The organism is Afipia dichlorophenoxyacetatis, from assembly GCF_055386385.1.
This window is the reverse complement of the sequence record NZ_AP029250.1, coordinates 2742294-2763725: the sequence shown is the minus strand read 5'-3', so window position 1 is coordinate 2763725 and position 21432 is coordinate 2742294. Positions and strand designations below refer to the sequence as shown.

Sequence of the window (21432 nt, the reverse complement as noted above, 5' to 3'; positions counted from 1 at the left end):
CTTAGTAGTGATCCTCGAAGCGCTTGGCGAGCTCGTCGATGTTCTCCGGCGGCCAGCCCGGCACTTCCATGCCGAGGTGCAGACCCATCTGGGCCAGCACTTCCTTGATTTCGTTCAGCGACTTGCGGCCGAAGTTCGGCGTGCGGAGCATTTCGGCTTCCGACTTCTGCACCAGATCGCCGATGTAGACGATGTTGTCGTTCTTCAGGCAGTTTGCCGAACGAACCGACAGCTCGAGCTCGTCGACCTTCTTGAGGAACGCAGGATTGAAGGCGAGATCTGGAATGATCTCCTGCGCAACTTCCTTGCGTGGCTCTTCGAAGTTGACGAACACGTTGAGCTGATCCTGCAGGATACGCGCCGAGTACGCGAGCGCATCTTCCGGCGAGATCGCGCCGTTGGTCTCAATGGTCAGCGTCAGCTTGTCGTAGTCGAGGATCTGACCTTCGCGGGTGTTCTCGACCTTGTACGAGACCTTGCGAACCGGCGAGAACAGGCTGTCCACCGGGATCAGGCCGATCGGCGCGTCCTCAGGACGGTTGCGCTCAGCGGCAACGTAGCCCTTGCCGGAGTTCACAGTGAACTCCATGCGGATTTCAGCGCCCTCGTCGAGGGTGCAGATCTGCAGGTCAGGATTCAGCACGACGACGTCGCCGACGGTCTGGATGTCGCCGGCGGTAACAACGCCCGGCCCCTGCTTCTTCACGACCATACGCTTCGGGCCTTCGCCCTGCATCTTGATCGAGATGTCCTTCACGTTCAGCACAATGTCGGTCACGTCTTCACGTACACCGGCAATCGAGGAGAACTCGTGCAGCACGCCGTCGATGTGGACCGACTGCACGGCAGCGCCCTGCAGCGACGACAGCAGCACGCGGCGAAGCGCGTTGCCGAGCGTCTGGCCAAAACCGCGCTCGAGCGGCTCAGCAACAACGGTAGCGAAACGGGTCGGATCCGAGCCAGGCTGTACGTTCAGCTTGTTCGGACGAATGAGCTCTTGCCAATTCTTTTGGATCGTCACTTGTTCACCCATGCCACTCGAATTCTTGGCGTTGGAGGAATGGCGGCGCGGAATACCCGCGTCATCGCATTTTAAGCAAAACGCGGGTGAAGCTAGGTCCACCCGCGGCAGTAAAAAATCAGACGCGCCGACGCTTGCGCGGACGGCAACCATTGTGCGGGATCGTGGTGACGTCACGGATCGACGTCACGGTAAAGCCCGCTGCCTGCAGTGCGCGCAGAGCCGATTCACGGCCCGAACCCGGACCAGCGACCTCGACTTCGAGGGTGCGCATGCCGTGCTCCTGCGCCTTCTTCGACACGTCTTCGGCAGCAACCTGCGCCGCATACGGTGTCGACTTGCGCGATCCCTTGAAGCCCATCGTGCCAGCGGACGACCAGGCAATGGTGTTGCCCTGTGCGTCGGTGATGGTGATGGTCGTGTTGTTGAACGACGAATTCACGTGCGCGATGCCGGATGCGATGTTCTTGCGTTCACGGCGGCGGACGCGAGTGGCTTCTTTACCCATTGTGATTCCTTCTTACGATCTCAACGCCGCCGTAGTGCCAGCGGCTACACCAAAGCAGCGAGTGGCGAACCTGACAGCTCGCCACTCCCCGCTTAATTCGTTGCTTACTTCTTCTTGCCGGCGATGGCCTTTGCCGGACCCTTGCGGGTGCGGGCGTTGGTGTGGGTCCGCTGACCACGCACCGGAAGGCCACGACGATGACGCAGACCGCGGTAGCAACCGAGGTCCATCAGGCGCTTGATGTTCATGCCGACTTCACGGCGCAAATCGCCCTCGACCAGATAGTCACGGTCGATCATTTCGCGGATCTGCAAAACTTCCTGGTCGGTCAACTGCGATACACGACGATCGGTCGGGATCTTGACCTTTTCCATGATGTCAGCGGCGTTCTTCTGGCCGATGCCATGGATATACTGAAGCGCAATCAGCACGCGCTTGTTGGTCGGAATGTTCACGCCTGCAATACGGGCCACGGTCTTCGCTCCTGTCGCCGTCCATCTGGGATCGGCTGGTTATTCTGTTTGTCGGGCGGGCGTTCCAAACGCGAACACGACGCCCTCCCCATTTCTCGTTCGGGGCCCGGCATCGTCTGAACAATCCGACTGGATGCGGGCTTATTAATGTATTTAGCGGCGTTTCGTCAACCGCTTGACGGCTTTAGCTCGCTTTTTCGTGACCTTTTTGGCCACCTTCCGGGTCTGCGCGGCCCTTGCCGCACCTCCCCGGCCCTTAGCCCCCGCGGACCGCTTTTTGGCGGCCTTGGAGGCCCTGGCAACGCTCCCACGGGCCGTTTTGGCGGCTTTTTTGGCCTTTGCCGGCGCCTTGGCAGCGGATTTCTTGGCAGATTTCTTAGCGTCCTTAGCGACCGCCTTGGCCTTAGAGGCCTTTTTGGCGGTCTTCGTCGACTTAGCAGCGGTCTTGGAACCGGTCTTTGCCGACGCGGTCTTCTTGGCTGCCTTCTTCTCGGACTTCGCCGCCACCGCCGATTCGGTCGCTCCAATGGCGGACAGCAGGCGGTTAATAGCCCCTGTGACCTGCTCGATGGTCATCATGCCATCGATGGTCATCAGCTTCCGCTTCTCGGAATAGTAATGCACCAGCGGCTCGGTCTGGGCGCGATAGCTCGCCAGGCGCTTGGCCAACACCTCGGGCGTATCGTCGATACGCACGTTCTCACCGCGCTCGCGCATCTGTGCGACCCGCGTCTCGACCCGCTCGATCAGGGCGCTTTCATTGACGCGCAATTCGACGACGGCATCGAGCTTGACGTGCTTCTTCTTCAACAGCTCGTCGAGCGCCTCGGCCTGCGGCACGGTGCGCGGAAAGCCATCGAGGATGAAGCCCTTCTTGGCGTCCGGCTCTTCGATGCGATCAGCAATGATGCCAACAACGACCTCGTCGGGCACCAGCCCGCCGTTCGCCATGATGTCCTTTGCCTTGAGACCGATCGGCGTTCCGGCTGCAACTGCGGCACGCAGCATATCTCCCGTGGAGAGCTGAACGATACCGTGTTTTTGAACTAGCCGTTGTGCCTGTGTTCCCTTGCCCGCCCCCGGCGGCCCGAGAAGTATCAATCTCATTTACGGCGGCCCCTCAATTTCGATTTCCGGATCAATCCTTCGTACTGATGCGCCAGCAGATAGCCCTGCACCTGCGCCACCGTATCCATCGTCACGCTGACGACGATGAGCAATGACGTTCCGCCGAGATAGAACGGCACCGAGGCGTAGGAAATCAGGATCTCTGGAATCAGACAGACGACTGCCAGATAGATTGCACCAATCACGGTGATACGCGACAGCACATAATCGATATATTCAGCAGTTCTCTCACCCGGACGGATGCCTGGAATGAAGCCGCCATGCTTCTTGAGGTTGTCCGCGGTCTCGACCGGGTTAAACACGATCGCCGTATAGAAGAACGCGAAGAACACGATCAGCGCGAGATACAGCACCAGGAACAACGGACGGCCGTGGGCCAGCTGCGTCGTCAGCCACTGGAACCACTCCGGCCCCTTGCCCGCGTTGAAGCTTGCGATGGTGGTCGGCAGCAGCAGCAGCGACGATGCGAAGATCGGCGGAATGACGCCCGAGGTATTGAGCTTGAGCGGCAGATGCGAGGACTGGCCCTCGAACATCTTGTTGCCGACCTGGCGCTTCGGATACTGGATCAGCAGCCGGCGCTGTGCGCGCTCCACGAACACGATCAGCATGATGACCGCAACGGCCATGATGATGATCGCAAGGATCACGAAGGTCGACAAAGCGCCCTGACGGCCCAGTTCGAGGGTGCCGGCGATGGCCGACGGAAGCTCCGCGACGATACCGGAGAGAATGATCAGCGAGATACCGTTACCGATGCCGCGCGAGGTGATCTGCTCACCCAGCCACATCAGGAACATGGTGCCGCCGGTCAGCGTGATCAGCGTCGAGAGACGGAAGAACATGCCCGGATCGGCCACGACGTTGCCCGCGCCTTCGAGGCCGACACCGATGCCGTAGGCCTGGAAGGCCGCGAGAACGACGGTCAGGTAACGGGTGTATTGGTTGAGGGTCTTGCGGCCCGCCTCGCCCTCTTTCTTGAGGGCTTCGAGCTGCGGCGACACGCTCGTCAGAAGCTGGATGATGATCGATGCCGAGATGTACGGCATGATGTTCAATGCAAAAATCGCCATGCGGTGAATGCCACCGCCGGCGAACATATTGAACATGCCGAGAATACCGCCGGCCTGCGACTTGAAAACCTGATCCCATATGTTCGGGTCGATGCCCGGCAGCGGGATGTAGGTGCCCAGCCGATAAACAAGCAGCGCACCCAGGGTAAACCAGATGCGCTTTTTGAGTTCGTCAGCCTTTGCGAACGCCGAGAAGTTGAGATTTGCCGCTAATTGTTCCGCTGCAGAGGCCATTCGAGGCTCCGATCCTTTAGCACTTAGTACCGGGATATCCGGTCACCCACGTCCGAAACGCCAATATAGGAAGTAACGTCGTGGGTGCCCTTCACAAGCCCGGGAACGCGGAATCAGGCCGCCTCGCCTTCGTCCTTCTTCGGCGCAAGGATCTTCACCGAGCCGCCGGCCTTCTCAACCGCCTCGATGGCAGTCTTGGTGGCGCCGTACACTTCGATGGTGACCTTGGCCTTGAGTTCGCCACGGCCGAGCAACCGCACGCCGTCTTTGGCGCGACGGAGCAAGCCCGACTTCACCAGCGTCTCGGCATTGATCGTCGCCTTGGCGTCGAGCTTGCCCGCATCGATGGCTTCCTGCAGGCGATCAAGATTCACTTCCGTTAAATCGAGACGGAAGATGTTGTTAAAGCCGCGCTTCGGCAGGCGACGATGCAGCGGCATCTGGCCGCCTTCGAAACCCTTGATGCGCACGCCCGAGCGCGCGGTCTGGCCCTTGCCGCCGCGGCCTGCCTGCTTACCCTTGCCGGAGCCAATGCCACGGCCAACCCGCATGCGCTTCTTGCGCGAGCCGGGGTTGTCGGCGAGATCGGTGAGCTTCATCGTTCTCTTCCTTACTTCTCGTCGACGACGCGAACGAGATGCTTGACCTTGTTGATCATGCCGCGAACTTCAGGCGTATCCTGCAGTTCAGAGACGCGACCGATCTTGTTCAGACGCAGGCCGATCAGCGTCGCGCGCTGCGATTCATGGCGGCGGATTGCGCTGCCGGTCTGCTCGACCTTGATGGTTTTTGCGGCCTTGGCCATTGTCTTAACTCCAAAAGGGCGCGTGAATTAGTCCGCTGCTGCTTCCGCGTCACCGCCGATGCGGCGCGACTGCAGCGTGGAAACCTTGATGTTGCGACGGTTAGCGACCGAGCGCGGCGAATCCTGATGCTTCAGCGCGTCGAAGGTTGCGCGAACCATGTTGTAAGGGTTCGACGAACCGACCGACTTCGCCACCACGTCCTGGATACCGAGCGTCTCGAACACAGCGCGCATCGGGCCACCCGCGATGATACCGGTACCGGCAGGTGCAGCGCGCAGGTAAACGCGGCCCGCGCCATGACGGCCGGCGATATCGTGATGCAGCGTGCGACCTTCGCGCAGAGCAACGCGCGTCAGGTTACGCTTCGCTGAGTCGGTCGCCTTGCGGATGGCTTCCGGCACTTCGCGCGCCTTGCCGTGGCCGAAACCGACCCGGCCCTTCTGATCGCCAATGACGACCAGGGCTGCGAAACCAAAGCGCTTACCGCCCTTGACGACCTTCGCCACACGGTTGATGTGGACGAGCTTGTCAACGAACTCGCTATCGCGCTCTTCCCGATCCCGACCGCCCCGTTCGCGTCCACCGCGTTCGCGTTCAGCTGCCATTGTCTTTTCCAATCCTTGAGGGGCAAAGACCCCTGCTCTTGTATCCGGTTAAATCAGAAATTCAGTCCGCTCTCGCGCGCGGCATCGCCGAGCGCCTTGACGCGGCCGTGGTAGAGATAGCCACCACGATCGAAAACCACGTCCTTGACGCCCTTCTTTACGGCGCGCTCGGCAAGCAACTTTCCGACAGCCTTCGCCGCATCGATGTCGGCGCCGGTCTTGCCGGTTTCGCGCATCGACTTCTCCAACGATGACGCCGAAGCGAGCGTCTCGCCCTTCAGGTCGTCGATGACCTGCGCATAGATGTGCTTCGACGAACGGAACACCGACAGACGAGGACGTCCGTTGGCAGTCCGGCGCAGCGAAAGACGCACTCGCTGCTTGCGCCGGGCATTCGTGACCTTGAGTTTCGACATGACCGGCTCCGTTACTTCTTCTTGCCTTCCTTGCGGAAGATGAATTCGCCTACGTACTTCACACCCTTGCCCTTATAAGGCTCCGGCGGACGATAGCTGCGGATCTCCGCAGCCACCTGGCCGACGCGCTGGGCGTCGTTGCCGACGACGGTGATTTCGGTCGGCTTCGGCACGGTGATCGTGATCCCTTCCGGGATCGGATAGATCACGTCGTGGCTGTAGCCGAGCGCGAGCTGCAGGTTCTTGCCCTGCAACGCGGCGCGATAACCGACGCCGGTGATTTCCAGCTTCTTCTCGAAGCCCTTGGTGACGCCTTCGACCAGGTTCGCGATCTGGGCACGAGCGGTGCCGTACAGCGAGCGAGCGCGCTTGGTCTCAAAGCGCGGCGCAACCGAGATCTTGCCGTCCTTCATCTCTACCGAGACGTCGTCGTGCACGATGAACTGAAGAGCGCCCTTCGGCCCCTTCATCTTGACGGTTTGCCCTTCGACATTCGCGGTGACGCCCGAGGCGATCGCGACGGGCCGTTTGCCTACGCGTGACATATCTCTTCCTTCCTCAGAACACCGTGAAGAGAATTTCGCCGCCCACGTTCGCGTCACGCGCGTCGTGGTCAGCCATGATTCCCTTCGGCGTCGACAGCACCGAGATGCCAAGACCGTTGCGCACGCGCGGCAGGTTCTTGACCGAAGCGTAAACACGACGTCCCGGCTTCGACACCCGCTCGATCTCGCGGATGACCGGTGCGCCGTCAAAATACTTCAACTCGATTTCGAGTTCGTTGTGACCGCCGGCATGCTCAACCGCGGCATAACCACGGATGTAACCTTCGGTCTTCAGCACCTCGAGCACATTGGCGCGCATCTTGGAGCCCGGGGTCGAAACCTTGGACTTGTTGCGCATCTGTGCGTTGCGGATGCGGGTGATGAGATCGCTGATCGGATCGTGCGTTGACATGTCCGACCCTCCTTACCAGCTCGACTTGACGAGGCCGGGAATAAGGCCCTTCGAGCCGTATTCACGAAGCGCAATGCGGCTCATCTTGTTCTTGCGATAGACCGCGCGAGGACGACCGCTGACTTCGCAACGATTGCGAATGCGGGTCGCCGACGAATTGCGCGGCATCTCGGCAAGCTTGATGGTCGCAGCAAAGCGCTCTTCCATCGGCTTGTTCTTGTCCGAAATGATCGCCTTCAGCTTCGCACGCTTGTCGGCGGCGTTCTTCGTCATCCTCTGACGACGATTGTTCTTCTCGACTGAACTCTTCTTAGCCATACGAGTAGTCTCCATACCTTTCCGCGTTTGAGACGCTGTAAATCAGTGTCTCACTGCCGGAACGGGAAATTGAAAGCATTCAGCAACGCACGCGCCTGCTCATCGTCAGCCGCCGTGGTGCAGATCGTAATATCCATGCCCCAGGACTCGCCCGACTTGTCGTAGTCGATTTCCGGGAACACGATGTGCTCCTTGAGGCCCAGCGAGTAGTTGCCACGGCCGTCGAAGCTCTTCGGATTGAGGCCGCGGAAGTCGCGAACGCGAGGCAGCGCGATATTCACAAGACGATCGATGAAATCATACATCTTGGACTTGCGCAGCGTCACCTTCGCGCCGATGGCCTGGCCTTCGCGCAGCTTGAAGGTCGCGATCGCCTTGCGGGAGTGCGTCACGATTGGCTTCTGACCGGCGATCAAAGCGAGATCCCCTGCAGCAAGCTCAACCTTCTTGCGGTCGTTGACGGCTTCGCCGATGCCCATGTTGAGCACGACCTTCTCCAGCGCAGGAACCTGCATCGGATTGGTCAGGCCGAACTGTTCAACCAGCTTGCTGCGAATTTCCTTGTCGAATTTCGCGCGCAGATGCGGAACGTACGCGGTCTCAGACATCGATCTCAGCTCCCGAACGCTTGGCGACACGCACCTTGGTGCCGTCTGCCTGAATCTTGAAACCGACGCGGGTCGGCTTGCCGTCCTTGCCGACAACGGCAATGTTGGACAGGTGGATCGGCGACTCCTTGTTGATGATGCCGCCTTCCTGGTTCTGCGTCTGCTTCTGGTGGCGCTTGATCATATTGACGCCACGCACCAGCGCACGGCTCTCGGTCGGACGCACCTCGAAGACCTCGCCGGTGCGGCCCTTGTCGCGACCGGACAGCACGATGACCTTATCGCCCTTGCGAATTTTGGCAGCCATTACAGCACCTCCGGCGCAAGCGAGATGATCTTCATGTGGTTCTTGGCGCGGAGCTCACGTGGCACCGGTCCAAAAATACGGGTGCCGACTGGCTCGGACTGGTTGTTGATCAACACAGCCGCGTTGCGATCAAAACGGATCACGGAACCATCCGCACGGCGGATGTCCTTGCTCACGCGGACCACAACGGCCTTCATCACGTCGCCCTTCTTCACCTTCCCGCGTGGGATGGCTTCCTTGATGGACACGACAATGATGTCACCTACGGTTGCATACCGGCGCTTGGAGCCTCCAAGAACCTTAATGCACATTACACGGCGCGCGCCTGAATTATCGGCCACGTCGAGGTTGGTCTGCATCTGAATCATTGATGCACCTCGTCCTCTTTCTGTGCGCTAACTGCGCTTAAGCTGTTTTCTTTGCGTCGCTCTGAACAACAGTCCAGCGCTTCAACTTCGAGAGTGGTTTGCTTTCTTCGATCCAAACCGTGTCGCCCGCCTTGAACTGATTGTTCTCATCGTGCGCGTGGTAGTTCTTGGACCGACGAATCGTCTTCTTGTAGATCGGGTGGGTAAAGCGACGGTCAACACGCACGACAACGGTCTTGTCCTGCTTGTCGCTGACGACGACGCCCTGGAGAGTACGCTTCGGCATCTTTTCGCCCCTTACTTCTTGTCTTTCGCTGCACGCTTCTGCGCAGCGACGGTCTTGATGCGTGCGATATCGCGGCGAGCTTCACGCAGACGCGAGGTGTTCTCGAGCTGCCCGGTGGCGCGCTGGAAGCGCAGATTGAAACGCTCCTTCTTCAGATTGAGGATCGCGTCCTCCATCTGATCGGCGCTCATTGCGCGAATGTCTTCGACCTTCATTTCAGCCATTTCTGTTACTCCGCGATGCGCGCTACGAAGCGCGTCTTGATCGGAAGCTTGGCGGCCGCCAGGGTCAGCGCTTCACGCGCCGTCTGATCGGTGACACCGTCGATCTCGAACAGGATGCGGCCCGGCTTGACCCGCGCCACCCACAATTCAGGCGCACCCTTACCGGAGCCCATTCGGACTTCAGCAGGCTTCTTCGACACTGGAAGATCCGGGAATACACGGATCCACACGCGGCCGGCACGCTTCATGTGACGGGTCAGTGCACGACGGGCGGCTTCGATCTGACGCGCCGTGATGCGCTCTGGCGCCATCGCCTTCAGGCCGAACTGGCCGAAAGACAACGTCGCGCCCGACGAGGCGACGCCGTGGATACGGCCCTTATGCGCCTTGCGGAACTTTGTCTTCTTTGGTTGCATCATGGCTTACGCCCTCAAACCTTTTCTTAAAAATTGATCAGGCTGCATCGCGACGCGGACGTCCGCTGCCGCCACCGCTCTCGCCTTCTGCCATCCGCTTGTCCTGCGCCATCGGATCGTGCTCGAGGATTTCGCCCTTGAAGATCCAAACCTTGACGCCGCAGGTGCCGAACGTGGTGAAAGCCGTTCCCACGCCGTAGTCGATGTCGGCGCGCAACGTGTGCAGAGGCACGCGACCCTCGCGGTACCACTCCATGCGCGCGATTTCCGCGCCACCCAGACGGCCCGAGCAGTTGATACGAATGCCTTCGGCACCCAGACGCATCGCCGACTGAACGGCGCGCTTCATAGCGCGGCGGAATGCAACACGGCGCTCAAGCTGCTGCGCGATCGATTCAGCCACCAACGTCGCATCGAGTTCCGGCTTGCGGATTTCGATGATGTTGATCACGACGTCGGAGTCAGTGATCTCGGCAACCTTCTTGCGCAGCTTGTCGATGTCCGCGCCCTTCTTGCCGATCACGACGCCCGGACGCGCCGAGTGGATCGACACGCGGCACTTCTTGTGCGGGCGCTCGATGACGATGCGCGCGACAGCCGCCTGCTTCAGTTCCTTCATCAACATCTCACGGATGCGGATGTCCTCGTGGAGGAGCTTCGCATACTCGCTCTTGTTGGCGAACCAACGGGAATCCCAGGTCCGGTTGATACCCAGACGCAGGCCGATTGGATTGATTTTCTGACCCATCGTTCTCTCCCGCCCTTAGGCGCCAGCCTCGGCCTCGACCTGACGGACAACGATCGTCAGCTGCGAGAACGGCTTAAAAACACGACCCGAACGGCCACGGCCGCGCGGTGCGAAACGCTTCATCACGATGCCGTTGCCAACATGAGCCTCGGAGACGACCAGCGCGTCGACATCGAGGTCATGGTTGTTTTCGGCGTTCGCGATCGCGGACTCCAGGCACTTCTTGACGTCGACTGCTATCCGCTTGCGCGAGAACTGCAGATCGGCAAGCGCCGCCGAAGCCTTCCGGCCACGGATCAGCTGCGCCACCAGGTTCAGCTTCTGAGGGCTGACCCGAAGCATGCGGGCGACGGCCTTGGCCTCGTTATCCGGGAGAACCCGTTCGCGCTTTGGTTTGCTCATGACTTAGTCCTCAAGCCTTCTTGGCTTTCTTGTCGCCTGCATGGCCATGGAAGGTCCGCGTCGGCGAGAACTCACCGAACTTGTGGCCAACCATTTCCTCGTTCACGGCAACCGGAACGTGCTTTTGACCGTTGTAGACGCCGAAGGTGAGCCCCACGAACTGCGGGAGGATCGTCGAGCGGCGGCTCCAGATCTTGATAACGTCGTGACGGCCGGACGCGCGCGCGTTATCTGCCTTCTTGAGCAGAGAACCTTCAACGAACGGGCCTTTCCAGACTGAACGAACCATGTCCGGCGATCCTTACTTCTTCCGCTTGTGGCGGCTGATGAGAATGAACTTGTTGGTCGACTTGTTGGACCGTGTCTTCTTGCCCTTGGTCGGCTTGCCCCAAGGCGTAACCGGATGACGGCCACCTGAGGTGCGGCCTTCACCGCCGCCATGCGGGTGATCGACAGGGTTCATGACGACGCCGCGGTTATGCGGACGACGGCCCATCCAACGCTTACGACCGGCCTTACCGATCGAGATATTCATATGATCCGGGTTCGACACCGCACCGATGGTGCCGACGCAACGGCCGTGAACCAAACGCTGCTCGCCGGAATTCAGGCGAACGATCACGAAGTCATGGTCGCGGCCAACGATCTGAGCGTAAGTACCGGCCGAACGGGCGATCTGGCCGCCCTTCCCGATCTTCAGCTCGACGTTGTGCACGATCGTGCCGACCGGCATGTTGCCCAGCGGCATGACGTTGCCCGGCTTCACGTCGACGTAGTTGCCGGCAACGACAGTGTCGCCAACAGCCAGACGCTGCGGAGCCAGGATGTAAGCCTGCTCGCCGTCTTCGTACTTGATCAGCGCGATGAAGGCGGTGCGGTTCGGATCGTACTCGAGGCGCTCGACCTTCGCCGGCACGTCAAGCTTGGTGCGCTTGAAGTCGACGATACGATAGGACTGCTTGTGGCCACCGCCGCGGAAGCGAACCGTGATACGGCCGGTGTTGCCACGGCCGCCCGACGAGTTCTTGCCCTCGGTCAACGCCTTGACCGGCTTGCCCTTGTAGAGGGCCGAACGATCGACCATCACCAGCTGGCGCTGGCCTGGCGTCGTGGGGTTGAATGTTTTCAATGCCATGGTCGCTGAACCTTACAGGCCGGTGGTCACGTCGATGCGGTGGCCCTCAGCGAGGGTCACGACAGCGCGCTTGGTATTCGACTGAGAACCGAACTGGCCGCGGAAGACTTTCGTCTTGCCCTTGCGGACCAGCGTGTTCACGCTCTTCACCTTCACGTCGAAAAGCTTCTCAACCGCGTCTTTGATCTGCGGTTTGGTTGCCTTGGCAGCAACCTTGAACACAACCTTGTTGTGCTCCGAAGCGACCGTCGCCTTTTCGGTGATCACTGGCGAAACGATGATGTCGTAGTGACGCGCATCCTGAGTGGTCATTTGAAGCGCGCCTCCAACGCATCGAGAGCGGCCTTGGTCAGAACGAGCTTCTGACGGCGCAGAATGTCATAGACGTTGATGCCCTGGATCGGCAGCACGTCGATGTGCGGAATGTTACGCGCAGCCATCGCGAAACCGGCATTGAGCTCGGCACCGTCGATGATGAGCGCACTGGTGAGACCGAGGCCGGAGAAGTGTCCGATCAACGCCTTGGTCTTCGCATCCTTCAGCTCAGCGTTCTCGATGACAACGAGACCGCCGTCCTTGGCCTTCGAAGACAGAGCATGACGCAGAGCGAGCGCACGAACCTTCTTCGGAAGGTCGTGGGCATGGCTGCGCACGACCGGACCGAACGCACGGCCACCGCCACGGAACTGCGGCACGCGTGCCGAACCGTGACGAGCACCGCCGGTGCCCTTCTGCTTGTACATCTTCTTGCCGGTACGCCAGACTTCCGCACGGCCCTTGGCCTTGTGCGTGCCGGCCTGACGCTTGGCGAGCTGCCAGTTAACGCAGCGCTGGATGAGATCCGCGCGCGGCTCGAGACCGAAAATCTCGTCCGAGAGCTGAATCGAACCAGCCGATTTGCCTTCAAGGGTTGTGACTTGCAATTCCATCACGCACCCTCTTTCTCAGCTGCGGCTTCAGGAGCTGCCTGATCGTTAGCAGCGCCAGCGAGCTTGAACTTGCCCGGCTTCACGGCTTCCTTCGGCAGCGGCTTCTTCACAGCATCGCGCACGGTGATCCAGCCGCCCTTGGAGCCAGGAACGGCGCCTTCGACGAGCAGCAGGCCGCGCTCAACGTCCGTCTGGACGACGCGCAGGTTCAGCGTGGTGATGCGATCGACACCCATGTGACCAGGCATCTTCTTGTTCTTGAAGGTCTTGCCGGGATCCTGACGGCCACCGGTCGAACCGATCGAACGGTGCGAAACCGACACACCGTGCGTGGCGCGCAGACCGCCGAAGTTCCAGCGCTTCATACCGCCGGCAAAGCCCTTACCGACCGAAGTACCGGTCACGTCGACGAACTGACCGACGACGAAATGGTCTGCCTGGATCTCGGCGCCAACCGGAATCAACGCATCTTCAGTGACGCGGAATTCCGTAAGCTTGCGCTTCGGCTCCACCTTAGCGACCGCGAACTGACCGCGTTCAGCCTTCGGCATGTAGACGCTCTTGCGCGAGCCCGAACCGAGCTGCAAAGCGACATAACCATTCTTCTCGGTCGTGCGATGGCCAACAACCTGGCAATTGCCCAACTTGAGCACGGTCACAGGGATATGTTCACCGGTCTCTGTAAAGACCCGCGTCATCCCGACCTTTTGTGCGATCACTCCGGAGCGCATCGGCGTGCTTCCTGTCTTTCTGTCCGCCACCGCGGACTTACAAAATTCTTAGAGCTTGATTTCGACGTCGACGCCTGCGGCCAGGTCGAGCTTCATCAAAGCATCGACTGTCTGCGGGGTCGGGTCGACGATATCGAGAAGACGCTTGTGAGTGCGCATCTCGAACTGCTCGCGGCTCTTCTTGTCGACGTGCGGCGAACGGTTGACGGTGAACTTCTCGATGCGGGTCGGCAGCGGAATAGGTCCGCGAACCTGTGCACCGGTACGCTTTGCCGTGTTCACGATCTCGCGGGTCGACGTATCGAGGATTCGATGGTCGAACGCCTTGAGACGAATGCGAATATTCTGGCCGTTCATTGCCGTTGTCTTTCTTGTCCGTCGCGACCGGTCAGCCCGGCCATCCACGTTTACTCTTAAGGGTCGTGAGTGCCCGGCTGGTTAAAGCCGGGCACATTGACGGATCGTTTATTACTCGATGATGGTCGCGACGACGCCTGCACCGACGGTGCGGCCGCCTTCACGGATAGCGAAGCGGAGCTTCTCTTCCATCGCGATCGGCACGATGAGGTGCACTTCCATCGCGATGTTGTCGCCCGGCATCACCATCTCGGTGCCTTCTGGCAGGTGAACCACGCCCGTCACGTCAGTCGTGCGGAAGTAGAACTGCGGACGATAGTTGGTGAAGAACGGGGTGTGACGACCGCCCTCTTCCTTGGTGAGGATGTAAGCCTCAGCCTTGAACTTGGTGTGCGGCTTGACCGAACCTGGCTTGCAGAGAACCTGGCCACGCTCGACTTCTTCGCGCTTGGTGCCGCGGAGAAGAGCACCGATGTTGTCGCCAGCCTGGCCCTGATCGAGCAGCTTGCGGAACATTTCGACGCCGGTCACGATGGTCTTCTGAGTTGCCTTCAGACCAACGATTTCGATTTCTTCGCCGACCTTGATGATGCCGCGCTCGACACGACCGGTGACGACGGTGCCGCGACCCGAGATCGAGAACACGTCTTCAACTGGCATCAGGAACGGCAGGTCAACCGGACGCTCTGGCTGCGGAATGTAGGCGTCAACCGCCTTCATCAATTCCAGAACGGCGTCGTGGCCGAGCTTCTGGTCCGAGTTCTCGAGAGCAGCAAGAGCCGAACCCTTGATGATCGGAATGTCGTCGCCCGGGAAGTTGTACTTCGAGAGCAGTTCACGGACTTCCATTTCAACGAGCTCGAGGAGCTCCGGATCGTCGACCATGTCGCACTTGTTCATGAACACGACGAGCGCAGGAACGCCGACCTGACGAGCCAGCAGGATGTGCTCGCGGGTCTGCGGCATCGGGCCGTCAGCAGCGGACACAACCAGGATCGCGCCGTCCATCTGCGCTGCGCCGGTGATCATGTTCTTCACGTAGTCGGCGTGGCCGGGGCAATCGACGTGTGCGTAGTGGCGGTTCGCGGTCTCGTACTCGACGTGAGCGGTCGAGATCGTGATGCCGCGCGCCTTCTCTTCCGGCGCCTTGTCGATCTGGTCGTAAGCGGTGAACGTTGCACCGCCGGCTTCGGCCAGAACCTTCGTGATCGCTGCGGTCAGCGACGTCTTGCCGTGGTCGACGTGACCGATGGTGCCGATGTTACAGTGCGGTTTATTACGTTCAAATTTAGCTTTAGCCATGACGTTCTCCGTTTAACTTTGACTTGCGTCAAAGAAATCAAGCAAACTTTTTCTGGACTTCTGCCGACACGTTCGCTGGAGCTTCAGCGTAGTGATCGAACTGCATCGTGAAGGTCGCGCGACCCTGGCTCATCGAGCGCAGGTTGTTCACGTAACCGAACATATTCATGAGCGGCACCATCGCGTTGATGACGTTGGCGTTGCCGCGCATGTCCTGGCCCTGGATCTGACCGCGACGTGAGTTCAAGTCGCCGATCACAGAACCCGTGTAATCTTCAGGCGTCACCACCTCGACCTTCATGATCGGCTCGAGGAGGACCGACTTGCCCTTCTGCAGCGCTTCGCGGAAAGCAGCACGCGAAGCGATTTCGAAGGCCAGCGCCGATGAGTCGACGTCGTGATACTTGCCGTCCACCAGCGAAACCTTGACGTCGACCACCGGGAAGCCGGCAACCACGCCCGAAGTCATGACGCTGTTCAGGCCCTTTTCAACGCCTGGAATGTATTCCTTCGGCACCGCGCCGCCGACGATCTTGGATTCGAACGAGAAGCCAGCACCCGGCTCCGTCGGCTCGACCACGATCGACACTTCGGCGAATTGGCCGGTACCACCGGTCTGCTTCTTGTGGGTGTACCTGACCTCGGCCGTCTTGGTGATCTTCTCGCGGAACGCAACCTGCGGCGCGCCGATGTTGGCGTCGACCTTGTAGGTGCGGCGGAGAATATCGACCTTAATGTCGAGATGGAGTTCGCCCATGCCCTTCAGGATGGTCTGGCCGGACTCGTGGTCGGTGGACACGCGGAAAGACGGATCTTCCGCAGCCAACTTCGCCAGAGCGACGCCCAGCTTTTCCTGGTCTGCCTTCGACTTCGGCTCGATCGCGATTTCGATCACCGGCTCCGGGAATTCCATCTTTTCAAGGATGACCGGATGATCCGGGTCACACAGGGTGTCACCGGTACGGGCTTCCTTGAGGCCGGCCAGCGCGACGATATCGCCGGCATAGGCTTCCTTGATGTCTTCGCGGTTGTTCGCATGCATCAACAGCATGCGGCCGATGCGCTCTTTCTTCTCGCGGGTCGAATTGATGACGCCCGTGCCGCTCATCAGCACGCCCGAATAGATGCGGCAGAACGTAATGGTGCCGACGAACGGATCGTCCATGATCTTGAATGCGAGCAGCGACAATGGCTCCTTATCGTCCGCCTTGCGTACGATTTCGTTGCCGTCCTCATCGGAGCCCTTGATCGCAGGAACGTCGAGCGGCGACGGAAGATAATCAACCACCGCGTCAAGCAACGGCTGCACGCCCTTGTTCTTGAACGCCGAACCACAAAGCACAGGATAGAACGCGCCGGTCAGCACCGCCTTGCGGAGGAGCCTCTTCAACGTCGCTTCATCCGGCTCGTTGCCGTCAAGAAATGCGGTCAAAGCATCGTCGTCGAGCTCGACGGCGGCTTCGATCATCTTCTCGCGGTATTCCTTGGCCTTCTCGACCATGTCGGCCGGAATCTCTTCGTCCTCGTACTTCGCACCAAGCGCCTCGTCCTTCCAGACGACCGCCTTCATGCGAACGAGATCGATCAGACCCTTGAAGTTGTTCTCCGCGCCGATCGGCAGCTGGATCGCAACCGGCTTTGCGCCGAGACGGTCAATGATGTCCTGCAGACACTTGTAGAAGTCCGCACCCGTCTTATCCATCTTGTTGGCGAAGACGATGCGAGGAACGCGATACTTGTCGCCCTGACGCCAAACGGTTTCGGTCTGCGGCTCGACGCCCTGGTTGGAGTCGAGAACGCAAACAGCGCCGTCGAGCACGCGCAGCGAACGCTCGACTTCAATAGTGAAGTCGACGTGGCCGGGAGTGTCGATGATGTTCAGGCGCTTGCCATTCCAGAACGCGGTAGTCGCAGCCGACGTAATGGTGATGCCGCGCTCTTGCTCCTGCTCCATCCAGTCCATCGTCGCGGCACCTTCGTGCACTTCGCCGATTTTGTGGCTCTTGCCGGTGTAATAGAGGATGCGCTCAGTCGTCGTGGTCTTACCAGCGTCGATGTGCGCCATGATACCGAAGTTACGGTAGTCCTCGATGGCATGTTGGCGGGGCATGGGTCTGTCCTTAAATTCCGGTTCGAGACGCCGTTACCAGCGATAATGCGAGAACGCACGGTTGGCTTCCGCCATCTTGTGCACGTCTTCACGCTTCTTGACCGCGTTCCCCCGGTTATTTGACGCATCGAGCAGCTCCGCGGAGAGCCGTTCCGTCATTGTCTTTTCGTTACGACCACGTGCAGCCGTAATAATCCAGCGAATGCCCAGCGCCTGGCGGCGAGTCGAACGAACTTCGACCGGCACCTGATACGTCGCACCACCAACGCGGCGTGAACGCACTTCGATGGTTGGCATGACGTTGTCCAGCGCCTGCTCGAACACCGTGATCGGGCTCTGCTTGGTCTTGGCTTCAATGGTGGTCAGCGCGCCGTACACGATGTTTTCGGCGGCAGACTTCTTGCCGTCGTACATGATCGAATTCATGAACTTCGTGATGACAATGCTCCCGAACTTCGGATCCGGGTTCACTTCACGCTTTTCAGCAGAATGGCGACGAGACATTGATCAAATTCCCCGATTACTTCGGACGCTTCGCGCCGTACTTCGAACGACGCTGCTTGCGGTTCTTGACGCCCTGCGTATCGAGAACGCCGCGGAGGATGTGGTAGCGAACGCCCGGCAAGTCCTTGACGCGGCCGCCGCGGATCATGACCACCGAGTGCTCCTGAAGGTTATGGCCTTCACCCGGAATGTAGCCGATGACCTCGAAACCGTTGGTCAGACGCACCTTTGCAACCTTACGAAGCGCCGAGTTCGGCTTCTTCGGAGTGGTCGTATAGACGCGCGTGCAAACACCACGCTTCTGTGGCGACTGCTGCAGAGCAGGAACCTTCTTGCGCGACTTTTGCGCTTCGCGTGGATTTGCGATCAGCTGGTTGATCGTCGGCATCGTTCGCCTTCACCCTTGTTCGCGCGAAACCTCATCGATTTCGCAAATTCGTTAGGAGCAACCGCCCCACTCTCTTCACGTCGGCCCATCGACCCGCCTCGCGCAACATCCACGCAAAACGAAATCGCGCCACCCATTCATCGCTGAACGGAAAGCGCTTGGACGCCACAGAGGACCACGGCTCGCTCGTCAGGCTTCCACCTGAGACAGACCGGGGTCATGCATCCGAGACTGAACTCTTGAGCCTTAAGCTCTTGAGACCAATAATGTCCTGGCATTGCCTGGCTAGTGCCGACAGCGTCTGAGCGACATTCGTCGAGGTTGGTGCCGTTTCATCCTGGCAGAGGCCTAATTCTGGGGAGGCCAAGGCTGAAATGGTGGTCCGTTCCGACGTGAAGAAGCTCACCGCCTGTCGTGAAGTGGCCGGTTTGTATAAGCCATGTCGACTTAAGTCAAGGACAAACAACATCGCAAAAACACAAGCGGCAGAGCCACTTCTCGCACTCTGAGTATGACAGCCGCAACGCTTTTTGCGCTGCACGGTCGAATCGTCAGTGTGCCGTTTCGAAGCGATTCCTTGACCCCTCACGACGCCGAAACCGGGAAGTCCCGTGCACGCAAAGCGACGCACACCAGACCACCCGCCAGAACTCGGCGCTTTCCTTACTTGGGGTGTTTTATTTTAAAATCAATACCTTAAGGGACCATTCGGAAGACGATTCGAGCTCCGGCCACTCTGCCGGTGCAGCACCAGCACCCCAACCAGACGGCAGGTGGCGGCCGCCACGGGAATCCCAAGCGCCGCCCATGGTGCGATGAAAACGGACAGTCTGCCGAATCCCGAGCGAGGCAAACACAGTGAGTCGCGACAGGCCGAAAGCCTGCAGGACGCTGCCCCAGCACAAGGTAAAGCAGCACCGACAACAAGCCAGAAGCCGCCGCGACGATCGTCGCACTTTTGGCTCTCGGCCCCGCCGCAGAATCAGCTCCCTGCCGGACACAGCAACCAGCACCGGCGCGAGCGCCAAAGTGAAGCATGCCGACGCCACATAAGGCCGTAACACACCATCAAGCATGCCTCGCTTGAGCATGGCGAGATTGGTGGCCCATTGGCCGACTGGCGATTCGAACGCCAGGAACACCACCGACGGCGCTTCAAATGAGCCGGCCCATAGATCATTCGCGCTACCGCGGCAGCGTCGCCATGATCGCTCGGCGCCGAATTGCCATGAGGAAAAGGTCGACCCCGAACGCGAGGGTTTCTCGCAACCTCATGTATGTTCGAAGTCGCAGCGTTCCGGCCGGTGACGTTCGGGGACCAGGATCACTCTGCACGCCTAACATTCGCAACAAGGTGCGGATTCGCGGGATGTGATAAGCGTCGCTGCAAATCACGACCCTTTCGATGTGATGTCGCCGCACAAACGTTGCGATACTGACGACACTCCCAAATGTGTCGGTGCTTTTCTCATCCAGAACCAAACGTTCGCCAGATACTCCGTACGACTGAAGCGCGGATGACATCACCATGGCCTCGGAACGGCCAAAGCGCCCTACCCCTCCCGAACAAAACACCATGGCATCAGGGTCTAAATTTGAGGCTTGTAAGCCGCATCTGATCCGGCGCGCCAGCGTTGGAGACGGGCTACCGTCGGGAAGAACAGCAGCTCCGAATATCGCAATCAGAGTTTGGCCCAAGATAACATCCTGGCACTCGAGATGAAAAACAGGCAACGCGCGATCGCGTCGCGCACTTCCTGGAAGGCAAGTCTACTGGGAGCAGGACAAAGGAAATAGAGCGTTATGCTGACTGCGACGAGGCGAGCCGGCGCTTCGCCGCCAGCAACGACATCGCGCGCAGCCGATCGCGCAACGTCCGCAGTTTCTCGTAGCCGGACTGGCGCGCCGCCTCCATCGCAAACACCAGCGAACGCCGTGTACCAACGTCGACGACCATATCGACCATCGTCTTCCGGCCGGTCCAGAGCTGCGCCATGAAGCTGGTTTCGGCCGAGCAGGAATCGACCACCTGCACATTGGTTGAGCTGAAGAGCTGCTCAGGCAGCTTGTCGATCAGCAAGGAGCCCGGCGAGTATTTGGCGAACTCTGTATCGAATGCGGTCTTCCACGTGTAAGCCGTGGTTCCACAATACATCACCACCTGGGCCGCGATCGGCCGATTGTCGAGACGCAGCAGCGCCACCGACGCATTACCATCGTCTGCGAGATCACCGATCAGTTTGCGCGTGAACTGTGCGTCATGCTCGTCGCAGAGGATTGCGGTCCCCTCCGCGCCCTTCCAGCTTCGCTTTTCCAGATCGAGAAAATGTTCGAACCCGGCGCGCGCCGCTTCGCCGGAGCGTTCATTGACGACCTCCAGCTTGCCGAGCGCGGACAGCCTGTTCCAGTCCTGACGCAGCTTCTTGCGTGTCGAACCCGAACTCTTCACGCCGCGTTCGCGGGACACGAAGGGGCGCGCGCTTTCAGTCAGCATCACATGCGCGTGATGCTCATCGGTGATGGTCTTTTGGATCGCAGCATACGCCTGCGTCTCTGCATCCATTTCTCGCAGACTGACCACATTGGGCAGTGCCGGATTGTTGCGGATTGCCGCGAAGAAGGCTGGAATCACCTCGCTGGCAAATGCAGGATCAATCACCGGCGTTGAAAGAAATGCGTAGTTGTACGGGCGCGCTTCGAGCAAAGCCGGCCACATAAACATGACACTGCGCTGCTGCAGGGCCCACATGCCCACCAAACGCGCAGGCTCAACGCCCTCTTCCCAAGCCAGCAGCACGTGAACCACTGCAAACATGGTGTCGAGCGCCGCTTTGAGCGCCACGGGATTCATGAACACATTCCCGGGTGCACGCGCGATGAGATCATCCCATTGCGCCTTAAAATCTTTGTCCGGCGATGCGATCGTAACCGAGATCATAAGAAGGGCCCGCGACGCCTTGGAAAATACTATCGCCGTCGGATTGCAGCACCGTTAAGGCAATGCGACGCGCCAAATCGTGTCACATGAATACTAATGCTGCGGCGGCGTAACGCAGGCAAGAAGCAAACAATTAAAGC

32 protein-coding genes are annotated in these 21432 nt (G+C 59.7%); all 32 read right to left on the bottom strand.

Annotated elements, in window-relative coordinates:
* Window position 1: 1 nt before the first annotated feature.
* Window positions 2-1033: a DNA-directed RNA polymerase subunit alpha gene (locus tag ACZ5C3_RS12990; protein ID WP_424630883.1), complete on the bottom strand. Its 1032-nt coding sequence runs from the start codon at window positions 1031-1033 to the stop codon at window positions 2-4.
* A gap of 106 nt (window positions 1034-1139) precedes the next feature.
* Complete coding sequence (gene rpsK, locus ACZ5C3_RS12985) at window positions 1140-1529, bottom strand: 30S ribosomal protein S11 (RefSeq protein ID WP_006021048.1); 390 nt, start codon at window positions 1527-1529, stop codon at window positions 1140-1142.
* A 104-nt stretch (window positions 1530-1633) separates the two neighbouring features.
* On the bottom strand, window positions 1634-2002 hold the full coding sequence (rpsM, locus tag ACZ5C3_RS12980) for a 30S ribosomal protein S13 (RefSeq protein WP_464038054.1): 369 nt from the start codon (window positions 2000-2002) through the stop codon (window positions 1634-1636).
* A 153-nt stretch (window positions 2003-2155) separates the two neighbouring features.
* A complete protein-coding gene (locus tag ACZ5C3_RS12975; protein WP_464038053.1) occupies window positions 2156-3109 on the bottom strand; it encodes an adenylate kinase in 954 nt (317 codons plus the stop codon).
* Window positions 3106-4437: a preprotein translocase subunit SecY gene (secY, locus tag ACZ5C3_RS12970; protein ID WP_464038052.1), complete on the bottom strand. Its 1332-nt coding sequence runs from the start codon at window positions 4435-4437 to the stop codon at window positions 3106-3108. The genes ACZ5C3_RS12975 and secY overlap by 4 nt, the downstream gene beginning before the upstream one ends.
* A 113-nt stretch (window positions 4438-4550) precedes the next feature.
* Window positions 4551-5036, bottom strand: a complete 486-nt coding sequence (gene rplO, locus ACZ5C3_RS12965; protein ID WP_464038051.1) for a 50S ribosomal protein L15 — start codon at window positions 5034-5036, stop codon at window positions 4551-4553.
* An 11-nt stretch (window positions 5037-5047) separates the two neighbouring features.
* On the bottom strand, window positions 5048-5242 hold the full coding sequence (gene rpmD, locus ACZ5C3_RS12960; RefSeq protein WP_424630878.1) for a 50S ribosomal protein L30: 195 nt from the start codon (window positions 5240-5242) through the stop codon (window positions 5048-5050).
* Between the two features lie 27 nt (window positions 5243-5269).
* Complete coding sequence (gene rpsE, locus ACZ5C3_RS12955; RefSeq protein WP_424630877.1) at window positions 5270-5848, bottom strand: 30S ribosomal protein S5; 579 nt, start codon at window positions 5846-5848, stop codon at window positions 5270-5272.
* 53 nt (window positions 5849-5901) lie between these two features.
* Complete coding sequence (gene rplR, locus ACZ5C3_RS12950) at window positions 5902-6264, bottom strand: 50S ribosomal protein L18 (RefSeq protein ID WP_464038050.1); 363 nt, start codon at window positions 6262-6264, stop codon at window positions 5902-5904.
* An 11-nt stretch (window positions 6265-6275) separates the two neighbouring features.
* Window positions 6276-6809 carry a 50S ribosomal protein L6 gene (rplF, locus tag ACZ5C3_RS12945; protein ID WP_464038049.1) on the bottom strand — a complete coding sequence of 178 codons (534 nt, stop codon included), beginning with the start codon at window positions 6807-6809 and terminating at the stop codon, window positions 6276-6278.
* 13 nt (window positions 6810-6822) lie between these two features.
* The gene (gene rpsH, locus ACZ5C3_RS12940) at window positions 6823-7221 is read right to left on the bottom strand and encodes a 30S ribosomal protein S8 (RefSeq protein ID WP_464038048.1); all 399 of its coding nucleotides are present in this window, start codon (window positions 7219-7221) and stop codon (window positions 6823-6825) included.
* A 12-nt stretch (window positions 7222-7233) separates the two neighbouring features.
* Window positions 7234-7539 carry a 30S ribosomal protein S14 gene (gene rpsN / locus ACZ5C3_RS12935; protein WP_464038047.1) on the bottom strand — a complete coding sequence of 102 codons (306 nt, stop codon included), beginning with the start codon at window positions 7537-7539 and terminating at the stop codon, window positions 7234-7236.
* Window positions 7540-7589: 50 nt separating this feature from the next.
* Window positions 7590-8147 (bottom strand): 50S ribosomal protein L5, encoded by a 558-nt coding sequence (rplE, locus tag ACZ5C3_RS12930; protein WP_464038046.1) that lies wholly within the window; start codon window positions 8145-8147, stop codon window positions 7590-7592.
* Window positions 8140-8454, bottom strand: a complete 315-nt coding sequence (rplX, locus tag ACZ5C3_RS12925; RefSeq protein ID WP_464038045.1) for a 50S ribosomal protein L24 — start codon at window positions 8452-8454, stop codon at window positions 8140-8142. The genes rplE and rplX overlap by 8 nt, the downstream gene beginning before the upstream one ends.
* Entirely contained in the window at window positions 8454-8822 is a 369-nt protein-coding gene (gene rplN, locus ACZ5C3_RS12920; protein WP_009797128.1) for a 50S ribosomal protein L14, read from the bottom strand. The genes rplX and rplN overlap by 1 nt, the downstream gene beginning before the upstream one ends.
* Before the next feature lie 37 nt (window positions 8823-8859).
* Window positions 8860-9108, bottom strand: a complete 249-nt coding sequence (rpsQ, locus tag ACZ5C3_RS12915; RefSeq protein WP_002712292.1) for a 30S ribosomal protein S17 — start codon at window positions 9106-9108, stop codon at window positions 8860-8862.
* Between the two features lie 11 nt (window positions 9109-9119).
* Entirely contained in the window at window positions 9120-9332 is a 213-nt protein-coding gene (rpmC, locus tag ACZ5C3_RS12910) for a 50S ribosomal protein L29 (protein WP_464038044.1), read from the bottom strand.
* 5 nt (window positions 9333-9337) lie between these two features.
* Entirely contained in the window at window positions 9338-9751 is a 414-nt protein-coding gene (gene rplP, locus ACZ5C3_RS12905; RefSeq protein WP_424630868.1) for a 50S ribosomal protein L16, read from the bottom strand.
* Window positions 9752-9785: 34 nt separating this feature from the next.
* The gene (gene rpsC, locus ACZ5C3_RS12900) at window positions 9786-10496 is read right to left on the bottom strand and encodes a 30S ribosomal protein S3 (protein WP_464038043.1); all 711 of its coding nucleotides are present in this window, start codon (window positions 10494-10496) and stop codon (window positions 9786-9788) included.
* Between the two features lie 15 nt (window positions 10497-10511).
* Window positions 10512-10898 carry a 50S ribosomal protein L22 gene (gene rplV, locus ACZ5C3_RS12895; RefSeq protein WP_424630866.1) on the bottom strand — a complete coding sequence of 129 codons (387 nt, stop codon included), beginning with the start codon at window positions 10896-10898 and terminating at the stop codon, window positions 10512-10514.
* A gap of 10 nt (window positions 10899-10908) precedes the next feature.
* Window positions 10909-11187 carry a 30S ribosomal protein S19 gene (gene rpsS / locus ACZ5C3_RS12890; RefSeq protein ID WP_464038042.1) on the bottom strand — a complete coding sequence of 93 codons (279 nt, stop codon included), beginning with the start codon at window positions 11185-11187 and terminating at the stop codon, window positions 10909-10911.
* A gap of 12 nt (window positions 11188-11199) precedes the next feature.
* Window positions 11200-12033, bottom strand: coding sequence for a 50S ribosomal protein L2 (rplB, locus tag ACZ5C3_RS12885; RefSeq protein ID WP_464038041.1), 834 nt, complete (start codon window positions 12031-12033; stop codon window positions 11200-11202).
* Window positions 12034-12045: 12 nt separating this feature from the next.
* Window positions 12046-12345, bottom strand: coding sequence for a 50S ribosomal protein L23 (locus tag ACZ5C3_RS12880; protein WP_464038040.1), 300 nt, complete (start codon window positions 12343-12345; stop codon window positions 12046-12048).
* Window positions 12342-12962, bottom strand: a complete 621-nt coding sequence (rplD, locus tag ACZ5C3_RS12875; RefSeq protein ID WP_464038039.1) for a 50S ribosomal protein L4 — start codon at window positions 12960-12962, stop codon at window positions 12342-12344. Before rplD ends, ACZ5C3_RS12880 begins: the two co-directional genes overlap by 4 nt.
* Window positions 12962-13693 (bottom strand): 50S ribosomal protein L3, encoded by a 732-nt coding sequence (gene rplC / locus ACZ5C3_RS12870; RefSeq protein WP_464038038.1) that lies wholly within the window; start codon window positions 13691-13693, stop codon window positions 12962-12964. Before rplC ends, rplD begins: the two co-directional genes overlap by 1 nt.
* 48 nt (window positions 13694-13741) lie before the next feature.
* Window positions 13742-14050 (bottom strand): 30S ribosomal protein S10, encoded by a 309-nt coding sequence (gene rpsJ / locus ACZ5C3_RS12865; protein WP_002712302.1) that lies wholly within the window; start codon window positions 14048-14050, stop codon window positions 13742-13744.
* A gap of 111 nt (window positions 14051-14161) precedes the next feature.
* Entirely contained in the window at window positions 14162-15352 is a 1191-nt protein-coding gene (gene tuf / locus ACZ5C3_RS12860; RefSeq protein WP_464038037.1) for an elongation factor Tu, read from the bottom strand.
* Between the two features lie 37 nt (window positions 15353-15389).
* Window positions 15390-17462, bottom strand: coding sequence for an elongation factor G (fusA, locus tag ACZ5C3_RS12855; protein ID WP_464044742.1), 2073 nt, complete (start codon window positions 17460-17462; stop codon window positions 15390-15392).
* 33 nt (window positions 17463-17495) lie between these two features.
* Entirely contained in the window at window positions 17496-17966 is a 471-nt protein-coding gene (gene rpsG / locus ACZ5C3_RS12850) for a 30S ribosomal protein S7 (protein WP_464038035.1), read from the bottom strand.
* Window positions 17967-17982: 16 nt separating this feature from the next.
* Window positions 17983-18354 carry a 30S ribosomal protein S12 gene (rpsL, locus tag ACZ5C3_RS12845; protein WP_002712306.1) on the bottom strand — a complete coding sequence of 124 codons (372 nt, stop codon included), beginning with the start codon at window positions 18352-18354 and terminating at the stop codon, window positions 17983-17985.
* Between the two features lie 1185 nt (window positions 18355-19539).
* The gene (locus tag ACZ5C3_RS12840; protein WP_464044741.1) at window positions 19540-20052 is read right to left on the bottom strand and encodes a YdcF family protein; all 513 of its coding nucleotides are present in this window, start codon (window positions 20050-20052) and stop codon (window positions 19540-19542) included.
* Window positions 20053-20155: 103 nt separating this feature from the next.
* Window positions 20156-21292 (bottom strand): GNAT family N-acetyltransferase, encoded by a 1137-nt coding sequence (locus tag ACZ5C3_RS12835; protein ID WP_464038033.1) that lies wholly within the window; start codon window positions 21290-21292, stop codon window positions 20156-20158.
* Window positions 21293-21432: the final 140 nt, after the last annotated feature.

Coding starts and splice junctions, on each gene's coding strand:
- ACZ5C3_RS12990 (WP_424630883.1), bottom strand. CDS start 1,033: ATGGGTGAACAAGTGACGATCCAAAAGAATTGGCAAGAGCTCATTCGT.
- rpsK (WP_006021048.1), bottom strand. CDS start 1,529: ATGGGTAAAGAAGCCACTCGCGTCCGCCGCCGTGAACGCAAGAACATC.
- ACZ5C3_RS12975 (WP_464038053.1), bottom strand. CDS start 3,109: ATGAGATTGATACTTCTCGGGCCGCCGGGGGCGGGCAAGGGAACACAG.
- secY (WP_464038052.1), bottom strand. CDS start 4,437: ATGGCCTCTGCAGCGGAACAATTAGCGGCAAATCTCAACTTCTCGGCG.
- rplO (WP_464038051.1), bottom strand. CDS start 5,036: ATGAAGCTCACCGATCTCGCCGACAACCCCGGCTCGCGCAAGAAGCGC.
- rpmD (WP_424630878.1), bottom strand. CDS start 5,242: ATGGCCAAGGCCGCAAAAACCATCAAGGTCGAGCAGACCGGCAGCGCA.
- rpsE (WP_424630877.1), bottom strand. CDS start 5,848: ATGGCAGCTGAACGCGAACGCGGTGGACGCGAACGGGGCGGTCGGGAT.
- rplR (WP_464038050.1), bottom strand. CDS start 6,264: ATGTCGAAACTCAAGGTCACGAATGCCCGGCGCAAGCAGCGAGTGCGT.
- rplF (WP_464038049.1), bottom strand. CDS start 6,809: ATGTCACGCGTAGGCAAACGGCCCGTCGCGATCGCCTCGGGCGTCACC.
- rpsH (WP_464038048.1), bottom strand. CDS start 7,221: ATGTCAACGCACGATCCGATCAGCGATCTCATCACCCGCATCCGCAAC.
- rpsN (WP_464038047.1), bottom strand. CDS start 7,539: ATGGCTAAGAAGAGTTCAGTCGAGAAGAACAATCGTCGTCAGAGGATG.
- rplE (WP_464038046.1), bottom strand. CDS start 8,147: ATGTCTGAGACCGCGTACGTTCCGCATCTGCGCGCGAAATTCGACAAG.
- rplX (WP_464038045.1), bottom strand. CDS start 8,454: ATGGCTGCCAAAATTCGCAAGGGCGATAAGGTCATCGTGCTGTCCGGT.
- rplN (WP_009797128.1), bottom strand. CDS start 8,822: ATGATTCAGATGCAGACCAACCTCGACGTGGCCGATAATTCAGGCGCG.
- rpsQ (WP_002712292.1), bottom strand. CDS start 9,108: ATGCCGAAGCGTACTCTCCAGGGCGTCGTCGTCAGCGACAAGCAGGAC.
- rpmC (WP_464038044.1), bottom strand. CDS start 9,332: ATGGCTGAAATGAAGGTCGAAGACATTCGCGCAATGAGCGCCGATCAG.
- rplP (WP_424630868.1), bottom strand. CDS start 9,751: ATGATGCAACCAAAGAAGACAAAGTTCCGCAAGGCGCATAAGGGCCGT.
- rpsC (WP_464038043.1), bottom strand. CDS start 10,496: ATGGGTCAGAAAATCAATCCAATCGGCCTGCGTCTGGGTATCAACCGG.
- rplV (WP_424630866.1), bottom strand. CDS start 10,898: ATGAGCAAACCAAAGCGCGAACGGGTTCTCCCGGATAACGAGGCCAAG.
- rpsS (WP_464038042.1), bottom strand. CDS start 11,187: ATGGTTCGTTCAGTCTGGAAAGGCCCGTTCGTTGAAGGTTCTCTGCTC.
- rplB (WP_464038041.1), bottom strand. CDS start 12,033: ATGGCATTGAAAACATTCAACCCCACGACGCCAGGCCAGCGCCAGCTG.
- ACZ5C3_RS12880 (WP_464038040.1), bottom strand. CDS start 12,345: ATGACCACTCAGGATGCGCGTCACTACGACATCATCGTTTCGCCAGTG.
- rplD (WP_464038039.1), bottom strand. CDS start 12,962: ATGGAATTGCAAGTCACAACCCTTGAAGGCAAATCGGCTGGTTCGATT.
- rplC (WP_464038038.1), bottom strand. CDS start 13,693: ATGCGCTCCGGAGTGATCGCACAAAAGGTCGGGATGACGCGGGTCTTT.
- rpsJ (WP_002712302.1), bottom strand. CDS start 14,050: ATGAACGGCCAGAATATTCGCATTCGTCTCAAGGCGTTCGACCATCGA.
- tuf (WP_464038037.1), bottom strand. CDS start 15,352: ATGGCTAAAGCTAAATTTGAACGTAATAAACCGCACTGTAACATCGGC.
- fusA (WP_464044742.1), bottom strand. CDS start 17,462: ATGCCCCGCCAACATGCCATCGAGGACTACCGTAACTTCGGTATCATG.
- rpsG (WP_464038035.1), bottom strand. CDS start 17,966: ATGTCTCGTCGCCATTCTGCTGAAAAGCGTGAAGTGAACCCGGATCCG.
- rpsL (WP_002712306.1), bottom strand. CDS start 18,354: ATGCCGACGATCAACCAGCTGATCGCAAATCCACGCGAAGCGCAAAAG.
- ACZ5C3_RS12835 (WP_464038033.1), bottom strand. CDS start 21,292: ATGATCTCGGTTACGATCGCATCGCCGGACAAAGATTTTAAGGCGCAA.